The organism is Butyrivibrio sp. CB08 (assembly GCF_003625485.1).
GTDB lineage: Bacteria > Bacillota > Clostridia > Lachnospirales > Lachnospiraceae > Butyrivibrio.
In genome coordinates this window covers 33,311-50,020 of the sequence record NZ_RAIR01000007.1, presented here as the reverse complement: position 1 = coordinate 50,020, position 16,710 = coordinate 33,311, and the positions used below count along the sequence as shown (strand labels likewise).

The 16,710-nt window shown below is 45.8% G+C and carries 11 protein-coding genes; 10 read left to right on the top strand and 1 reads right to left on the bottom strand.

Features of this window, described 5'->3' with window-relative positions; all coding sequences use genetic code 11:
• The first annotated feature begins 48 nt into the window (after nt 1-48).
• Nucleotides 49-3,621 (top strand): GH25 family lysozyme, encoded by a 3,573-nt coding sequence (locus D6855_RS12335; protein ID WP_120741532.1) that lies wholly within the window; start codon nt 49-51, stop codon nt 3,619-3,621.
• Nucleotides 3,622-3,691: 70 nt separating this feature from the next.
• On the opposite strand, the gene D6855_RS12330 is transcribed toward D6855_RS12335, so the two are convergent.
• Nucleotides 3,692-4,651 carry a glycosyltransferase family 2 protein gene (locus tag D6855_RS12330; RefSeq protein WP_120741530.1) on the bottom strand — a complete coding sequence of 320 codons (960 nt, stop codon included), beginning with the start codon at nt 4,649-4,651 and terminating at the stop codon, nt 3,692-3,694.
• A gap of 111 nt (nt 4,652-4,762) precedes the next feature.
• On the opposite strand from D6855_RS12330, the gene rfbB reads away from it, so the two are divergent.
• The 9 genes from rfbB (at nt 4,763) to D6855_RS12285 (ending at nt 16,708) form a co-directional block, all read left to right on the top strand.
• The gene (gene rfbB, locus D6855_RS12325; protein ID WP_120741528.1) at nt 4,763-5,848 is read left to right on the top strand and encodes a dTDP-glucose 4,6-dehydratase; all 1,086 of its coding nucleotides are present in this window, start codon (nt 4,763-4,765) and stop codon (nt 5,846-5,848) included.
• A gap of 10 nt (nt 5,849-5,858) precedes the next feature.
• Nucleotides 5,859-6,728 (top strand): glucose-1-phosphate thymidylyltransferase RfbA, encoded by an 870-nt coding sequence (gene rfbA / locus D6855_RS12320; protein ID WP_120741526.1) that lies wholly within the window; start codon nt 5,859-5,861, stop codon nt 6,726-6,728.
• A 20-nt stretch (nt 6,729-6,748) separates the two neighbouring features.
• Complete coding sequence (locus D6855_RS12315; protein WP_147368144.1) at nt 6,749-7,321, top strand: hypothetical protein; 573 nt, start codon at nt 6,749-6,751, stop codon at nt 7,319-7,321.
• 42 nt (nt 7,322-7,363) lie between these two features.
• Nucleotides 7,364-7,909 (top strand): dTDP-4-dehydrorhamnose 3,5-epimerase, encoded by a 546-nt coding sequence (gene rfbC / locus D6855_RS12310; protein ID WP_120741523.1) that lies wholly within the window; start codon nt 7,364-7,366, stop codon nt 7,907-7,909.
• The gene (locus D6855_RS12305) at nt 7,909-8,907 is read left to right on the top strand and encodes an ABC transporter permease (protein WP_243111927.1); all 999 of its coding nucleotides are present in this window, start codon (nt 7,909-7,911) and stop codon (nt 8,905-8,907) included. The genes rfbC and D6855_RS12305 overlap by 1 nt, the downstream gene beginning before the upstream one ends.
• Nucleotides 8,908-8,911: 4 nt before the next feature.
• The gene (locus D6855_RS12300; protein ID WP_120741519.1) at nt 8,912-10,258 is read left to right on the top strand and encodes an ABC transporter ATP-binding protein; all 1,347 of its coding nucleotides are present in this window, start codon (nt 8,912-8,914) and stop codon (nt 10,256-10,258) included.
• A gap of 90 nt (nt 10,259-10,348) precedes the next feature.
• Nucleotides 10,349-12,517, top strand: coding sequence for a class I SAM-dependent methyltransferase (locus D6855_RS12295; protein ID WP_120741518.1), 2,169 nt, complete (start codon nt 10,349-10,351; stop codon nt 12,515-12,517).
• A gap of 6 nt (nt 12,518-12,523) precedes the next feature.
• Nucleotides 12,524-14,641, top strand: a complete 2,118-nt coding sequence (locus D6855_RS12290) for a glycosyltransferase (protein WP_120741516.1) — start codon at nt 12,524-12,526, stop codon at nt 14,639-14,641.
• 9 nt (nt 14,642-14,650) lie between these two features.
• On the top strand, nt 14,651-16,708 hold the full coding sequence (locus tag D6855_RS12285; protein WP_120741514.1) for a glycosyltransferase family 2 protein: 2,058 nt from the start codon (nt 14,651-14,653) through the stop codon (nt 16,706-16,708).
• The last annotated feature ends 2 nt before the right edge of the window (nt 16,709-16,710 follow it).

The window sequence follows — 16,710 nt, the reverse complement described above, 5'->3', positions numbered from 1 at the left end:
GATATCGATATACCGATATCCGTTGGGAGAATCAGAGTGAAAAAAAGTATGAATTTATTTGGAAAAAAGAAAGTGCGAAGACGTCAGAGGGAAGACGACTTCGTGGATTATGACGAGCGATACGACGAGTACGCTGATGAAGACTACGATGATGGATATGACGAGGATGATTATCCGGATGAGGAGTTTGAAGAAGAGTACGGAGATCAGGTAGACGAGCGCTATGAGGATGAAGAGTATCCCGAAGACGATCGCTACGAGGATGATCGCTATGAAGAAGATCGTTACGAGGATGATGATTATCCTGAAGATGATCGTGACTATGAGGCCGAGGACGATTACGACAGCGACTATGAGCCTCGCCGTGACGAGCGCTACGAGGATGAAGAAGACTATCCGGATGATGATCGCTACGAAGATGATCGTTACGAGGACGAAAGATACGCCGATGACGATTACGAAGATGGCGACTACGCTGATGAAGACGACTACGATTACGATTACGACCGCGAAGATGATCGCTACGCCGATGACGATTATTATGCTGGCGGACGCGGATCACGTGGCTCAAGAGGCGGCCGCGGTGGACGCGACGACCGCAGAAGTCGCAGGGGACGTGACAGAGATAGAGATGGCGAGTCTGTAGGAGCTAAGATCCTGGCATTTTTAGGAAATACTTCCGTTGCAGAGAGGGCAGCAGCAGTTGTAGCGGTTCTCCTTCTTGCAGGTGGTATTGCGTTCATGTCATTCTATGCCAAGGCCAAGAATTATGCGGCTGAAGTAGGCTCTTTTGCCGAAGTTGGCGCAGACCTTCAGATAGACGGTGTTGTAGGTTCTTCGGGACTTCTTGCAATTGCCGATGCTGAGATGGCAAGGGCTATGGCAGCAGGTCTTGTAGAGGAGATCGAGGAAGAAGAGGAAGAAGTTCCAGATACCGCTTCTAATGTCACCATCAAGATGACCCTTACAAGTATCAAGAGTGATATGAAGATCAAGTTCATTAACTCTGAGACCAAGAAGCTTGTTGCTAATGTACCTTTTGTTGTTTCTGTAGTGACACCTGATGGAACCAAGGTCAGCTACGACGATCACGACAGAGACGGAATTATTTACAAAAAAGATCTGACAGCAGGAAAATATAAAATCACACCTGAAGCTCTTTCTTCAGAGTATGACAGCTACAAGCTTGATACATCCACACAGACTCTCACTGTCAAAGATACTGTTGAGATGAAGGCTGTTGACGTATCAAACGAGATCAAGAAAGAGTCCCAGATCAACGCAGCCAAGGAAGATACAGCAGTACAGACTCAGGTGGAGTCAGTGCTCAACGACACTGTCGAGTGGGTAGATTCTAACCAGAACAGCTCTAACAGTGATGGAAGCACATACGAGAAGATCGATAAGAGCAAGCTTGATGGCATCCTGGTTGGAGCAGCTCTTAAGAATGGCAGCGTGAAGAGAATGGCTGCTACAAGAGCAAGAACTGGCACAGAGAATGGCGAACCTAAAGAAGGGGAAGGCGAACAGCAAGAGCAGCCTGAAGTTAAGAAACTCGAGCTGTCTGAAAGCTCAGTTACTGTAGAAGAGGGATCATCTACAACTGTAACTGCAAGTGGAAACACTGAAGGACTGTCATGCACAAGTAGCGACAGTTGTGCTACGGCTAGTGTAAGCGGTACTACAATAACAATAAATGGTGTTTCAGCAGGAACTGCAACTGTTACAGTGAGCGCTGGCGATGACAGCAAGACTATCAGTGTGACTGTTAAGGCAAAACCCAAGGAGAAGGTAAGCATTAAGTTTGACTCATCCTCGGTTACTATGAAGGCTGAAGAAACTAAGAGTGTCACTATTACTGAAGGTCCATCTGATCCACAGTGCAGCTCAAGTGATTCAAGTGTTGCCACAGTATCAGTAAGTGGTAAGACTATTACTATTACTGCAAAAGGAAAAGGTGAAGCAAAGATCTCAGTAAAGGGTAACGATGATTACCTTGATACTGATCTTTCTGTAAGTGTTTCTGATGCTGATCCAAAGGCAATGACTCTTAGCGTTAATAAGCTTTCTATCAAGAAGGGTGGACAAGGCGCCATAGATGTTACCGGACCAGCTGCTATAGAAAGCTGCACTCCTGCAAGCAATAACAATATAGCTAAGGCGACAATAAGTGGAAACAAGATAACTATTGACGCACTGAATGTTGGTACAGAGAAATTCACTGTAAAAGCTAAAGGCTATAGCGATGCTACTTTTGACATTGAAGTTACATCAGCTGATAAGAAAAACATGAAGGCAAGTCCTTCTGATGAAACCATCAAGATCAAGAAAGATGCAAAAACTACTATTACATTCTCAGAGCCAACTGATCTAAGCTGTGAAGTTGATAAGGATGGCAAGGATGTAGTCAAAGTAGAAAAAGATGGTGCCAAGTTCAACATTACTGGTCTGAAAGTTGGAACAGCAAAGCTTACATTCAAAGACAGCAAGGATGATTACAATCCATACCCTGTTACAGTTGTAGTAGAAGGTTTGGGAGAACTCAAGCTTAAAGTCTCAAGAGTAACTCTTGTTCCAGGTAAGACCTATAAGATAGAGACCACAGATTCTAACGTTAAGCCAACATATGAATCATCAAAGACCAGTGTAGCTACTGTAGACAGCGATGGTAAGGTCAAGGCAGTTGCAGAGGGTGAAACTACTATCACGGCCAAGTACTCTGATAAGACTGCAACTGTAACCGTTAAGGTTATTTCTGGAGAGACTGATCTTAAAGACAAAGATGGAAATGTGCTTTATGTTATCAAGTCAGATGGTACTTACAGAAAAGCTACTTACGCTGACCTGTTTGATTCATCAATAAAGGATTTCTATATTAAGAAAGCCGGTTCAGGTATCCGTCAGGGATGGTGGACTATTGATGGTAAGACATACTACTACAATAAGTATGGCGAAAAAGTAACTGGTGAACAGGTAATCAAGGGAGCCAGATACACATTTGGTTCTGATGGAGCTCTTTCTAGCTCATCGGGAACTATGGGTATTGATGTAAGTAAGTGGAACGGAAATATCAACTGGGCACAGGTTAAGAATGCTGGTGTAAACTACGCCATCATCAGATGTGGATACAGAGGTTCTTCCGCTGGAGCACTTATTGAGGATCCTAAGTTCAAGGCAAACATTCAGGGTGCTCAGGCTGCAGGAATCAAGGTTGGTGTATACTTCTTCAGCCAGGCGGTGAACGAAGTTGAGGCGGTTGAAGAGGCTTCCATGTGCATCAATCTGTGCAAGGGCTACAACTTAAGCTTCCCTGTTTACATCGACGTTGAGGGCAGTAACGGACGTGGTGACCAGATCAGCGCAAGCCAGCGTACAGCCAATATCAAGGCTTTCTGCGGAACGATCCAGAGTGCCGGATACAGAGCTGGTGTTTATTCCAACAAGACATGGTTCACACAGAAGATGAACGCATCAGCACTTACAAGCTACAAGATCTGGCTTGCACAGTATGCAGCTAACGTTACATACACAGCTACAAGATATGATATGTGGCAGTACACATCTAAGGGATCAATTTCCGGAATCTCTGGAAATGTTGATATGAACATCCTTTACAACTGATGATTGTCAGATGTCATAATAGACAAAAAAGAAGGTACAGAAGTTTTAAGCTTCTGTACCTTTATTATTTTTATTCTTCTTTTTCAGGGATGTTGATAGTTTCCTGAACGATGTAGAGTGGTCTCTCTTTTGTTACATCAAAGATATTGCCGATGTAGATACCCAGGACTCCAAGTGTGCTGAGGATCAGGCCTCCGAAAAAGAATACTGCGGCAGCTAAGGTGTTCCAGCCCTCTGGATTGGAAACGTTGGTTGCCCAGGAAACCAGCACAAAAATGATATAGATAAGTGATCCTACTGCTGAAATGGAACCAACATAGATCGGAACAAAAAGAATTCTGTTGGAAAATGTGGTCATGGCTCTTAAGGCGTATTCACATTTTTTGAGGAAGGTGTAGGATGATTTGCCTGCAAACCTTTCTTCATGTTCCAGTTCAACAAAGCCCTTGCGATAGCCTGTCCACAACAGGAACATTGTGAAGTCTCTGCCCTGTCCCTTGGTTTGGATATAGAGATCTGCTGCACGTCTGTGGGCTATCAGGTATGTTCCAAGCTCGTAATCAAAGGTGAGTTCAGACAGATAGCTGAATACCTTGTGGAACATTTTGGACAGCAGCTGTACAATAGCTGAATCCTTGCGCTTTTGACGTCTGACGATAAGTACATCCAGATTATCGGATCTTACCTTGTCATATAGCATTGGGATATTCTCAGGAGCATCCTGAAGATCACAGTCCATGGTGATCACCCATTCGCCTCTTGACACCCCTATTCCTGCGGTGATGGCCTTATCCTGTCCGCAGTTTTTGGTAAGGCTTATGGCCTTTACATGGTAATCGGAAACAGCGACTTTTTTTATCTCATCCCATGAGCCCATTCCGTCTCTGTCATCTACAAGGATGATCTCGTACTCTACCTTCATGCCCTGAAGGGTATCGGATAATCTGCGATGAAGTTCTGGTATGGCTTCAGGACAGCCATATACAGGTACTACAATGGAAATATCAATTTTCTCTTTAAAGTAATCCATAAAAACCCGGTTCTCCTATAATTTCACACCTATTCTAGGTCATTCTAACACAAATAAATACATATGTGGTATACTCTAATGGATAATGTTTAAAAATAAGAGAGGTTTACTATGAGAACTTATTTAGTAACAGGCGGAGCTGGATTTATCGGCTCAAACTACATTCACTATATGTTTAAAAAATACGGCGACGAGATTCGCATCATCAACGTAGATGTGCTTACTTACGCTGGCAATCTTGAGAACCTTAAGGATCTCGAGGGCAACCCTAACTATACATTCGTAAGGGCTAACATCTGCGACAGAGATGCCATCAACAAGATCTTTGAGGAGAATGACATCGACAGAGTTGTTCATTTTGCCGCAGAGAGCCACGTTGACAGATCTATCGTCAATCCTGAGATCTTTGTTGAGACCAACGTTCTTGGTACAGCTACAATGCTTAACGCTGCCAAGAAGGCATGGGAGAACCCAGATGGCACATTCAAGGAGGGCAAGAAGTTCCTTCATGTGTCAACTGACGAGGTTTACGGAACACTGGATGAGGATCCAAACGCTTACTTCTATGAGACAACTCCATATGATCCTCACAGCCCATATTCAGCTAGTAAGGCAAGTTCAGACATGTTAGTTAAGGCATATATGGATACTTACAAGTTCCCTGCCAACATCACTAACTGCTCTAACAACTACGGACCTTACCAGTTCCCAGAGAAGCTCATTCCACTTATCATCAACAATGCGCTTGCTGGTAAGAACCTTCCTGTTTACGGAGACGGCAAGAATGTTCGTGACTGGCTCTATGTAGAGGATCACGCCAAGGCTATCGATATGGTTCAGGAAAAGGGTAAGCTCTTTGAGACCTATAACGTTGGCGGACACAATGAGAAGCAGAACATTGAGATCGTTAAGACTATCATTGATATCTTAAGAGAAGAGCTTGATGATTCAGATCCTAGAAAAGAGCATCTGACCTACGATCTTATTACATACGTAACAGACAGAAAGGGTCATGACCGCAGATATGCCATCGCCCCTGACAAGATCAAGGCAGAGGTAGGCTGGGAGCCTGAGACAATGTTCAAAGAGGGTATCCGCAAGACCATCAAGTGGTATTTCGACAACCACGACTGGATGGAGCACGTAACCAGCGGAGACTATGAGAAGTACTACGAGAAGATGTACTCAAACAGATAAGGAGTAAACCATGAAGGGAATTATTCTGGCAGGCGGATCAGGAACACGTCTTTATCCTTTGACAAGGGCAATGTCCAAGCAGATGATGCCTGTTTATGACAAGCCAATGATCTATTATCCTCTCTCAACATTGATGCTTGCAGGTATCAGAGAGGTGCTTATTATCTCAACACCAAGAGATCTTCCTATGTTCGAGGAACTCTTTGGAACAGGTGAACAGCTGGGCATGAGCTTTAGCTATGCGATCCAGGAGCAGCCAAGAGGACTTGCTGATGCATTTATTATTGGCGCAGACTTTATTGGTTCTGACAGCGTTGCGCTGGTCCTTGGCGACAATATCTTTTACGGACAGAGCTTTAGTAAGCTCCTTAGAACAGTTGCGGCAAGAGAAAAGGGAGCAACTATCTTTGGATACTATGTAAGGGATCCAAGAGCTTACGGCGTTGTTGAGTTTGACGAGAATGGCAAGGCTATCAGCATCGAGGAGAAACCTGAGCATCCAAAGAGCAACTATGCTGTACCTGGTCTTTATTTCTACGACAATAACGTTGTGGAGATTGCAAGGAACGTTAAGCCATCAGCCAGGGGCGAGATAGAGATCACAAGTATCAACAATGAGTACTTAAGCCGCGGTGAACTTCAGGTTGAGACCATGGGTCGGGGCTTTGCATGGCTTGATACAGGCAGCCATGATTCACTTCTTGATGCATCTGATTTTGTTTGCGCCTTCCAGAAGAGGCAGGGACTCTATATTTCCTGCATCGAGGAGATCGCATATAAGAGAGGCTTTATTGACAAGGAGCAGCTTCTTAAGCTTGCTGAGCCTCTTATGAAGACAGATTACGGCAAGTATCTTGTCGAGGTGGCTAACGGACTTTAATTGTTAGCCGAGGGGGGTATATGGACAGACGAGTCTTTCGAATGGCTATACTGACCATAATAAGTGCATTTATTCTGGTGCTGATGATCGTCTATGCCACCAATGCCAAGAAGATCAACGAGCTTTTTGGATGGGGCAAGGCAAAAGAGACTGTCAGTGAGGAACTATCTGAAGAGCTTTCGGAAGAAGTCTTTACCGGAGATCAGATAGGCGACGACTTAAGCGGATTCATGCTGGATGAGGATTTCTTTGATGAGACAGAGAAGATTCCGTCTGTGGTTGTAAGAAAGAAAACATCAGCAGGAGCTTCAAGTGGTGCGGATGCCACATCTGGCGCAGCAGGTGCAAGTGGCGAAGCACTTATTGGAGACGACGGAATTAAGGGTGATGATGAGGATGCTGGCGATGGCACAGGAATGGCTGTTGTTGGCCAGATTACCAACCCAAATCCGGAGTACCCTTCCATGTATCAGGATGATGTGACGGGAGCTTCCGGGTATCTTACAAGTGTGCCACAGGCGCCAGCAGGCGGATTTGGCCAGTATATTCCTGCTGATCAGACAGTTACCGGAACACCGGTAGGAACGCCATAAAATAAATTGAATAAAAAGTTACAAGGAGATTATTACGTAGCTATGGGTAAGATTACTGTAGAGACATGTGAAATTGAGGGCCTTAAGGTCATTACACCTCAGGTGTTTGGAGATGCCAGAGGATATTTTATGGAGACATACAGCCAGAGAGACTTTGCAGCAGCTGGAATAGATGTACCATTTGTTCAGGACAATCAGTCTGCAAGCTCACAGGGAGTTTTAAGGGGCCTTCACTATCAGATCAACCATCCACAGGATAAGCTGGTTCGTTGCTTAAGAGGTGAAGTGTTTGATGTAGCTGTGGATCTTAGACGTGATTCCAAGACCTTTGGAAAATGGTACGGCGTGGTGCTGTCAGAGGAAAATAAGAAGCAGTTCTTTGTACCAAAGGGATTTGCACATGGATTTTACGTAATGTCAGAGTATGCTGAGTTTGCATATAAATGTTCAGATTTTTATACACCTGGCGATGAGGGTGGCCTTATGTGGAATGACCCGGATATAGGTATTGACTGGCCACTTGTTGAGGGTGTTTCACTTAACCTTTCTGAGAGGGATACTAAGTGGGGAGGAATCAAGGAGTTTTGATGGGCAATAAAAAGAAAATCTCCAAGGGCATAGCTCTTGGAGCTTTCTATGCGTTAGCACTGGTGCTGGCGCTTCTTCTCATTTTTCATAACAATCCCTTAGAGGATGCGGATACTGCCATGCTCAAAAAGATCTGTGGCTGTGTGCTTATTGGCATCAGCTGCATTCTGGTTTTCATTTGGTATGACAGGCTTCTGATACTGCCAGTTGAGCTCTTTCACTCAAGGAAGCTCATCAAGAGACTTGCAGTTAACGACTTTAAGAAGAGATATGCCGGATCATATATGGGAATCGTGTGGGCACTGGCACAGCCGGTGGTCACTGTTTGCATGTACTATATTGTCTTTGACAGGGTATTCCAATCCAGAGCACAGGCGGTGTCAGACGGCGTTGTTGTTCCTTACGTATTGTTTCTGACAGCGGGCCTTGTTCCCTGGTTTTTCTTTTCTGAGGCACTTACCAATGGAACTACCTCACTTCTTGAGTACAACTACCTGGTTAAAAAAGTTCTTTTCAAAATAAGTATTCTTCCGATCATCAAGATCATTGCAGCCATGTTTATTCATGTGTTCTTCACATGCGTACTGATGATAATTGCCTGCATATATGGCTATTATCCAAGCATCTACTGGCTACAGCTGATCTATTACATAGGGTGCGAATTTATTCTGGTGTTGTCCATAAGTTATGCGACTTCTGCAATAGTGGTGTTCTTCAGGGATCTTTTGCAGATCATTTCAATCGGACTTCAGCTGTTCCAGTGGGCCACACCAATTCTGTGGAATATTGATATTGTTCCGGACAAGTATAAATGGATCGTCAAGCTAAACCCGATGTCATACATTGTTGAAGGCTTCAGGAATACAATTTATGGCGAATCCTGGTTCTTTGAGCATTTCTATTCTTCAACATATTTTTGGATTTTCGTGGTTGCGGTGTTCTGTATTGGAACCCTGATATTTAAGAGGAGCAAGACGCACTTCGCTGACGTGCTGTAAATTTATGGATAAAGATACTGCGATTGAAGTAAAAAACCTGACGAAGGTTTATAGATTGTATGACAAGCCCATTGACAGGCTCAAGGACTCTATGGGACTCCTTCGAAAGAAGAGGTACAAGGAGCACCTTGCCCTTAACAATGTTACTCTTTCAGTCAAGAAGGGCGAGACTGTTGGTATCATCGGTACTAACGGATCTGGAAAGTCTACTATCCTCAAGATCATTACAGGAGTACTGTCACCTACAAGCGGCGAAGTTACCGTGGATGGTCACATTTCAGCGCTCCTTGAGCTGGGTGCAGGCTTTAACATGGAGTACAACGGAATCGACAACATCTACCTAAACGGTATGATGATCGGTTTCTCAGAGGAAGAGATCACCAAGAGACTTGATGCAATATTAGAGTTTGCGGATATCGGAGACTATGTGTATCAGCCTGTTAAGACATATTCAAGTGGTATGTTTGTAAGACTTGCCTTTGCGGTTGCCATCAACATCGACCCAGAGATCCTTATTGTCGATGAGGCTCTTTCCGTAGGAGATGTATTCTTCCAGGCCAAGTGCTACCACAAGTTTGAGGAGTTCAAGAAGCAGGGTAAGACTATCCTCTTTGTATCCCACGATCTCTCAAGTATCAGCAAGTACTGCGACAGAGCAGTTCTCCTGAACCAGGGTGTACTTCTTGGAGAAGGTACTCCAAAGAAGATGATCGACATTTACAAGCAGGTCCTTGTAGGACAGTATCCACTTCCAAAGAGCGACGTGGAGAATCTGCTTGATGACGAAGATATCAGAAAGGCTGCAGCAGACGCAGCTGAGAAGGCTGACGACAAGGTGAACAAAGGTGGCGATACGGCTGATTCCAAGGTTGGAAATAAGGATCCGCAGGAGAACCCTGACCTTCTGGAATATGGCGACGGCGCAGCAACCATCACCGACTACTATGTAACTGATGAAAAAGGCACTCGCAGCAACTCAATCATCAAGGGTTCCGAGTTCACTGTTCACATGCGGGTTAAGTTCACCAAGGACGTGGCAGCACCAATCTTCGCATTTACCTTTAAGAACATCATGGGTATTGAGATCACCGGAACTAACTCCATGGTGGAGAAGGCGTTCTTGGAACCAGTTAAGGCTGGCGATGAGAAGGATATTACCTTCACTCAGAAGATGACGCTGCAGGGTGGTGAGTATCTCCTGAGCTTTGGAGTTACTGGCTTTGAGCAGAATGACTTCACTGTGTACCATAGATTGTATGACGCGTTAAATGTAACTGTAGTATCCGACAAAAACACCGTCGGTTACTACGACATGGAGACTAAATGTACCGTCTCCGATGCCAACGCCTGATGTCCAGGGCTCAGCGGAGTGTTTGGCTCAACATGAGCAAATGGAAATATATTGTCCCTGGGCCAGGAAACAATAAACAGAGGAAACTACATGCAGGAAGAGATCAAGATAGGGGGCGTGTCCCTTAACTTCAAACACTACTCAGGGGTTGACCTCTACAGCGACGGCGCTATAGAGAACGACCTTCTTGAGATAGTCAAAAAGTATAAAAAAGAAGAGTATCAGCAGGTGATCGAGGAGAGGAATAGCTGGCCTATCCTTTACCACCTTTCTGAGCAGCGCTCAAATATCGTTGAGTGGATCCCTATGGATTCTAACGCCAAGGTTCTGGAAGTTGGCTCTGGCTGTGGCGCCATCACTGGAATGCTCTCTAAGAAGGCAAGGGAAGTTGTGGCATGTGACTTATCCCGCCGTCGTTCTGAGATCAACGCTACCAGAAACGCTGACTGTGACAATGTAACAATCCATGTTGGTAACTTCAGGGATATTGAACCTGACCTTCCAAAGGACTTTGATTATATCTTCCTCATTGGTGTGTTTGAGTATGGCCAGGGCTACATTGGCACTGACACTCCTTACGAGAGGTTCCTCAGGATGCTTAACCGCCACCTTAAAAAGGGCGGCAGAATTGTCATCGCCATCGAGAACCGTCTTGGACTTAAGTATTTTGCTGGCTGCGCTGAGGATCACCTTGGCAGCTACTTTACTGGAATCGAAGGGTACTCCGCAGATTCCGTTGCAAGGACTTTTAGCAGGAATGGACTCATCAACATCTTCAAGAAGTGTGGCATGAATGAGTACCATTTCTATTATCCATACCCTGACTACAAGCTCATGACCCTGCTTCATTCAGACAGCTATCTGCCTGGGCACGGAGAGCTTCAGGACAACGTCAGAAACTTCGACCGCGACCGAATGATCCTCTTTAACGAGAAGAAAGCTTACGAAGAGCTGGTTAAAGAGAAGATGTATCCGGAGTTTGCAAACTCCTTTGAAGTTATCCTCGGTCCCGGCTTTGATACTATCTACAGTAAATACAGCAACGACAGAGTTGATGAATTTAAGATCCGTACAGACATTGCCATCGATCGCGCTGGCCGCAAGGTCATCAAGAAGTTCCCTCTTTCAGAGGCAGCAAAAGAGCATGTCCTTGGCATCAGGGATGCTTACCTTGGCCTCATAGAGAAGTACAGGGGCGGTGATCTGGAGATCAATGACTGTCAGATCAACGAAACTGAAGGGTGCGCCGTATTCTCTTTTGTCAACGGCGTTCCACTGTCATCCCTTCTTGATCAGTGCATTGACAGGGACGACGAAGAGGCTTTCACAGCCCTTATAGGCGAGTATATCAAGAGAATAGGTCACAAGCCCGACTATCCGGTTTCGGACTACGACCTTATCTTTTCCAATATCATGGTCAATGGACCTATCTGGACCATCATTGATTACGAGTGGACCTACGGCAAGTGCATTCCGGTCAAGGACCAGCTCTGGAGAGCGATGTACTGCTACAGGCTTGAGGATAGGAAAAGAGATCACTTCGACCCTAAGCCTATCTACAACAGAGTGGGTCTTACAGAAAAAGAGATGCAGGATCTCCTTGAAGAAGAGTACGCATTCCAGAAGTACGTTACTGGCAATCGCAAGTCAATGGTTGAGATCTGGCGCGGAATCGGACGAAAGACAATTGTTCCAAAAGAGCTTCAGGGCGGCGCTAATGCTGCAAGACCAGACGACTGCGTGCAGGTTTACCTTGACGAGGGCGAAGGATACTCAGAGGACGATTCTTTCTTCCCTGAAGAGGTTTACGATGAGAAGAATGAGATCAGTCTGGACCTTCGGGTTTCAGGAGACTGCAGGACAGTTCGTGTGGATCCTGCCTTTGCACCATGCATCGTGACCATCATGGACGCCACATGGAATGACAAGTCCATTTCAGACAACACCTGTCACATCTCGATCCATCCGGTGAACGGCCAGTGGATCTCAGATGATTCGTTTGTATTTAACAGTGATGACCCTAACATCGAGTTCGGGCTTGAAAACGAACCAAGCAAGATGGACAGGAATCACTTAAAGCTGACTTTGCTCACAACGCTGATTCCAGCTAATGCAGCAAGTGCCATAGCAGAGTCAATACATGCCGATGAGCCGGTTGGGGAAAAAGCAAAAAAGGGCAAAGATATCATCGGCAAGATCAAAGGTAAGATCAAACAAAAGCGCGAGGAGCGCTTCTATAAAGACGAGGAGTGGGATTAAGGGGATATGTTAAAAGACCTGGCCAAAGGGACTCTGGTTAAGAAGCAGACAAATAAATACAATAAGCTCCTGGCATCCAAGGCTTCTGCCTACGACAAGTGGCAGAGGGCAAGGGAAAAAGAGCCTGTTCAGGAGGCAGAGGCACCGGTTCAGTATGAGACTGCAGAAAACGGTGAACTGGTTCCAAAAAAGCTCCCTACGCCTACTGTAAAGGTTGTGCCTTATGGCAAGGTTTGGGAAGTTCAGGACAACAAGAAGGACGAAACATGCGTCTATCTCTTTGTGAGCCCTAAGGGTAAGCTGGTCAAGAAGGCCGCTGACGTGGTGAAGCAGTACTTCATCGCCCACCCTGAGCACAACGTGGTTTATGGCGACGAGGACGAACTTGGAAAGGGCGGTAAGTATATCCATCCTTACTTTAAGCCGGACTGGTCACCTGATTCATATCTTAACGCTTTCTACATCGGCAGCTTTTTTGCCTGCAGAGCATCTGTTATGCATGAATCTGCACCGGAGTATGACAATGCTGTGAGAATGCTTGGCGGTACTGCGCACAAGAAGGGTTCTGTTGAACAGACAGGGCTGGAGGCATCTCTTTTGTCTGCAGACGTATTGTTCTGCATGCTGGCGATACATGAGCATGCCTTTGGAAAAAGAACCGGTCTCGAGTTCCCAATTGGTCACATAAGGGAAGTGTTGTTCCACCGAAATCCAGAGCAGGATGTGTTCTACGGTAGGAGCTTCCATACTTCAAGACATATGCTGCTGTCTCCAGCGACAGTCAGCATCATTATTCCATCCAAGGATCATCCTGAGGTGCTTCAGCAGTGCCTCAACTCTATAATTGCAACAACAGGCGATGACAACATCAAGTACGACATCGTCATTATTGATAATGGCAGTAGTGCCGCAAACCGTGTTAAGTACGGCGTTTATGCAAGCCGCGCAGAGCGTAAGAACGGTTTGACCAAGATCAACTATATCTATAAGACTCAGGAGTTTAACTTCTCTGCTATGTGCAACCAGGGAGTGAAGAACTCTACTGGTGATTATCTGCTGTTCCTTAACGACGACATCGAATGCGTCAAGGAAGGCTGGATGAGAGAGATGTTGTCACAGGCACAGCTTAAGCACGTGGGCGTTGTTGGAGCCAAGCTCATCTATCCTGAGACTGATCTTATTCAGCATGCAGGAATTGCCAATGTTCGCCGTGGCCCTGTGCACAAGCTTCAGAAGATGCACGACAACAAGAGTCACTACTTTGGCTACAACCGTGGTATACACAACATGATCGGAGCTACAGCAGCCTGCCTTATGGTGAGTCGCAAGAAGTTCAATGATGTGGGTGGATTCCCTGAGGAGCTTAAGGTTGCCTTTAACGACGTGGATTTCTGCTACAGCATGCATGAGAAGGGCTATTACAACGTATGCTGCAATCATATTCATCTGCTGCATCACGAGTCCCTGACAAGAGGACTTGATAACCTTGATCCCAAGAAGATGGAGAGACTGGCAGTAGAAGGTGATACCCTTATGACCAGGCACAACCATCTCTACAACGTGGATCCATTCTACTCACCTCACCTTACAGAGGATGAGACTATTTCTGCCATCATTCCTAAGGAGGACTACACTGCTCCTGAGGATATTCCATATGCTACAGCCAGCATCCACGAGCATGGTATTCGCGGAGCCCGTGAGGATCAGTGCCTGAGGATCGGCTGCGAGTACAACGGAACCATGGACAACTGGCTCTACGGCGTAACTGCCAAGAGCAATGAGGAAGGATATTTCCTCAAGGGATACAGCTTTGTCATCGGTTCAGACAATGCACACTTTGAGAAAAAGCTGGTGCTTCGACTTGTGCAGCGCTACGAAGACGGCGCAGGTCCTGTAGGACCAAAGGTGTACAGCTTCACTCCTTATGTGTGGTACAGACCTGACATCAGGGTTAGACTGGCAGATCAGGTAAATGTTGACCTGACAGGCTACAAGCTCCGTATCAAGAAGGGGCTGTTGCCACCTGGATACTACCAGATCGGAATGCTGGCAATCGACAAGACCAGCCGCACCAAGCTCATCAACTGGGTGCCAAATATACTCAAGATCAAAGCTACAAACTAGGAGATTTAAATGTCAGACGAGTTAGATTATAAAGCTGCATATGAGAAAGAGAAGCTGAAGGCTGCAGAACTTGCTGGAAGAATCGCTGAGCTGGAAGACAAGAACCAGGAGCTTGAATTTAAGCTCAACAGGATCAAGAACAATCCTATCTGGAAGGCATCTACACCAGCCAGAAATGCCATGCACTGGGTGATCAGGCAGCGTGATAGGATCAGAAATCAGGGGTCTCTGCGCGGAGTTATTGCCAAGATCAAGTACAAGCAGATCGAAAAGAAGGCCATGACTCACTACGGAACAGAGAGCTTCCCTTCTGAAGAGACAAGAAAAGAGCAGGAGGCAGCTGTATTTGAGAAGATGCCTCAGATATCTATTCTTGTACCACTGTACAACACACCAGAGAAGTTTTTAAGAGACATGGTGGAGTCAGTTCTGGTACAGACTTACAAGAACTGGCAGCTGTGCCTTGCAGATGGTTCAGATGCAGAGCACGAGGCGCTGGTTAAGAGTATCGTTGAGGAGTACCAGAAGGACGAAAGAGCTAAGGGGCTAGATGGAGCAGGCTGCAAGATCAAGTACCAGAAGCTTGTCAAGAATGAAGGTATCGCAGGCAACACCAATCACTGTCTGGAGCTTGCTGATGGCGAGTATATCGGACTCTTTGACCATGATGATATCCTTCATCCTGAAGTTCTCTACTGGTATGTGAAGGCGATCAATGAGGAGAACGCAGACTATATCTACTGCGATGAGACTACCTTTAAAAATGATGACATCAACAAGATGATCACCATGCACTTTAAGCCAGACTATGCTATCGACAATTTAAGAGCCAATAACTACATCTGTCATTTCAGCGTGTTCAAGAGAACACTTCTTGATGGAACAGAGCTCTTTAGACCTAAATTTGACGGAAGCCAGGACCACGATATGATCCTGCGTCTCACTGACAGAGCAGAGCACATCGTTCATGTGCCAAAGCTTTTATACTACTGGAGAAGTCATGCAGCTTCTGTTGCATCAGATATCTCTGCCAAGCCTTATGCAATTGAGGCGGCTAAAGGTGCTGTGGCAGATCACCTTCGCCGTCACGGCTATGATCATTTCAAGATTACAAGCACAAGAGCTTTTGAGACCATCTTTAAGATCACTTACGAAGTAACAGGAACCCCAAAGGTTTCCATCGTAATCCCTAACTGCGAGCACGCAGAGGATCTTAAGAGATGTATTGATTCAATATATGAGAAGTCTGTTTACGACAACTATGAGATCATCGTTGTTGAGAACAACTCCAAGGGCAGCGAAATAAGAGGCTACTACGAGGAGCTTAAGAACGGCGGACTTAAGGACGTCGTAAAAGTAGTAGATTTCACAGAGTGGCAAAAGAATAGCGGCGCAGCCACCACTGAGGGCTTCAATTACTCGGCTGTAGTTAACTACGGCGTTAAGAATTCAACTGGTGACTACATCATCCTCCTTAACAATGACACCCAGGTGATCACTGTTAACTGGATCGAGGAGCTTCTTATGTATGCTCAGCGAGAGGATGTTGGCGCAGTTGGAGGTAAGCTCTACTTCCCGGACAGAAAGATTCAGCATGCTGGCGTGGTTCTAGGACTTGGTGCCCACAGAACAGCAGGCCATTCACACTATGGCCAGGCAGGCATGAACCTTGGATACATGGGAAGACTTTGCTATGCCCAGGATGTCAGTGCTGTAACAGGCGCATGCCTCATGGTAAGCCGCAGGAAATATGATGAAGTTGGCGGATTCGATGAAGGATTTGCTGTTAGCTTAAACGACGTGGACTTCTGTCTTAAGCTTCGCGAAAAAGGATACCTCAACGTCTTCACACCATTTGCAGAGCTCTATCACTATGAGTCTCTCTCCCGTGGTCTTGACCTTGAGGGCAAGAACGCAGCCCGCTACGACAAGGAGTCTGAGCACTTCAGGACCAAGTGGAAGGAAGTCCTTGATAAGGGAGATCCATACTACAACCCTAACTTCTCCCTTGATAGAAGTGACTACAGCCTGAATGTGGAAGGATATTCGAGCCTTAGAGTTCAGTAAGG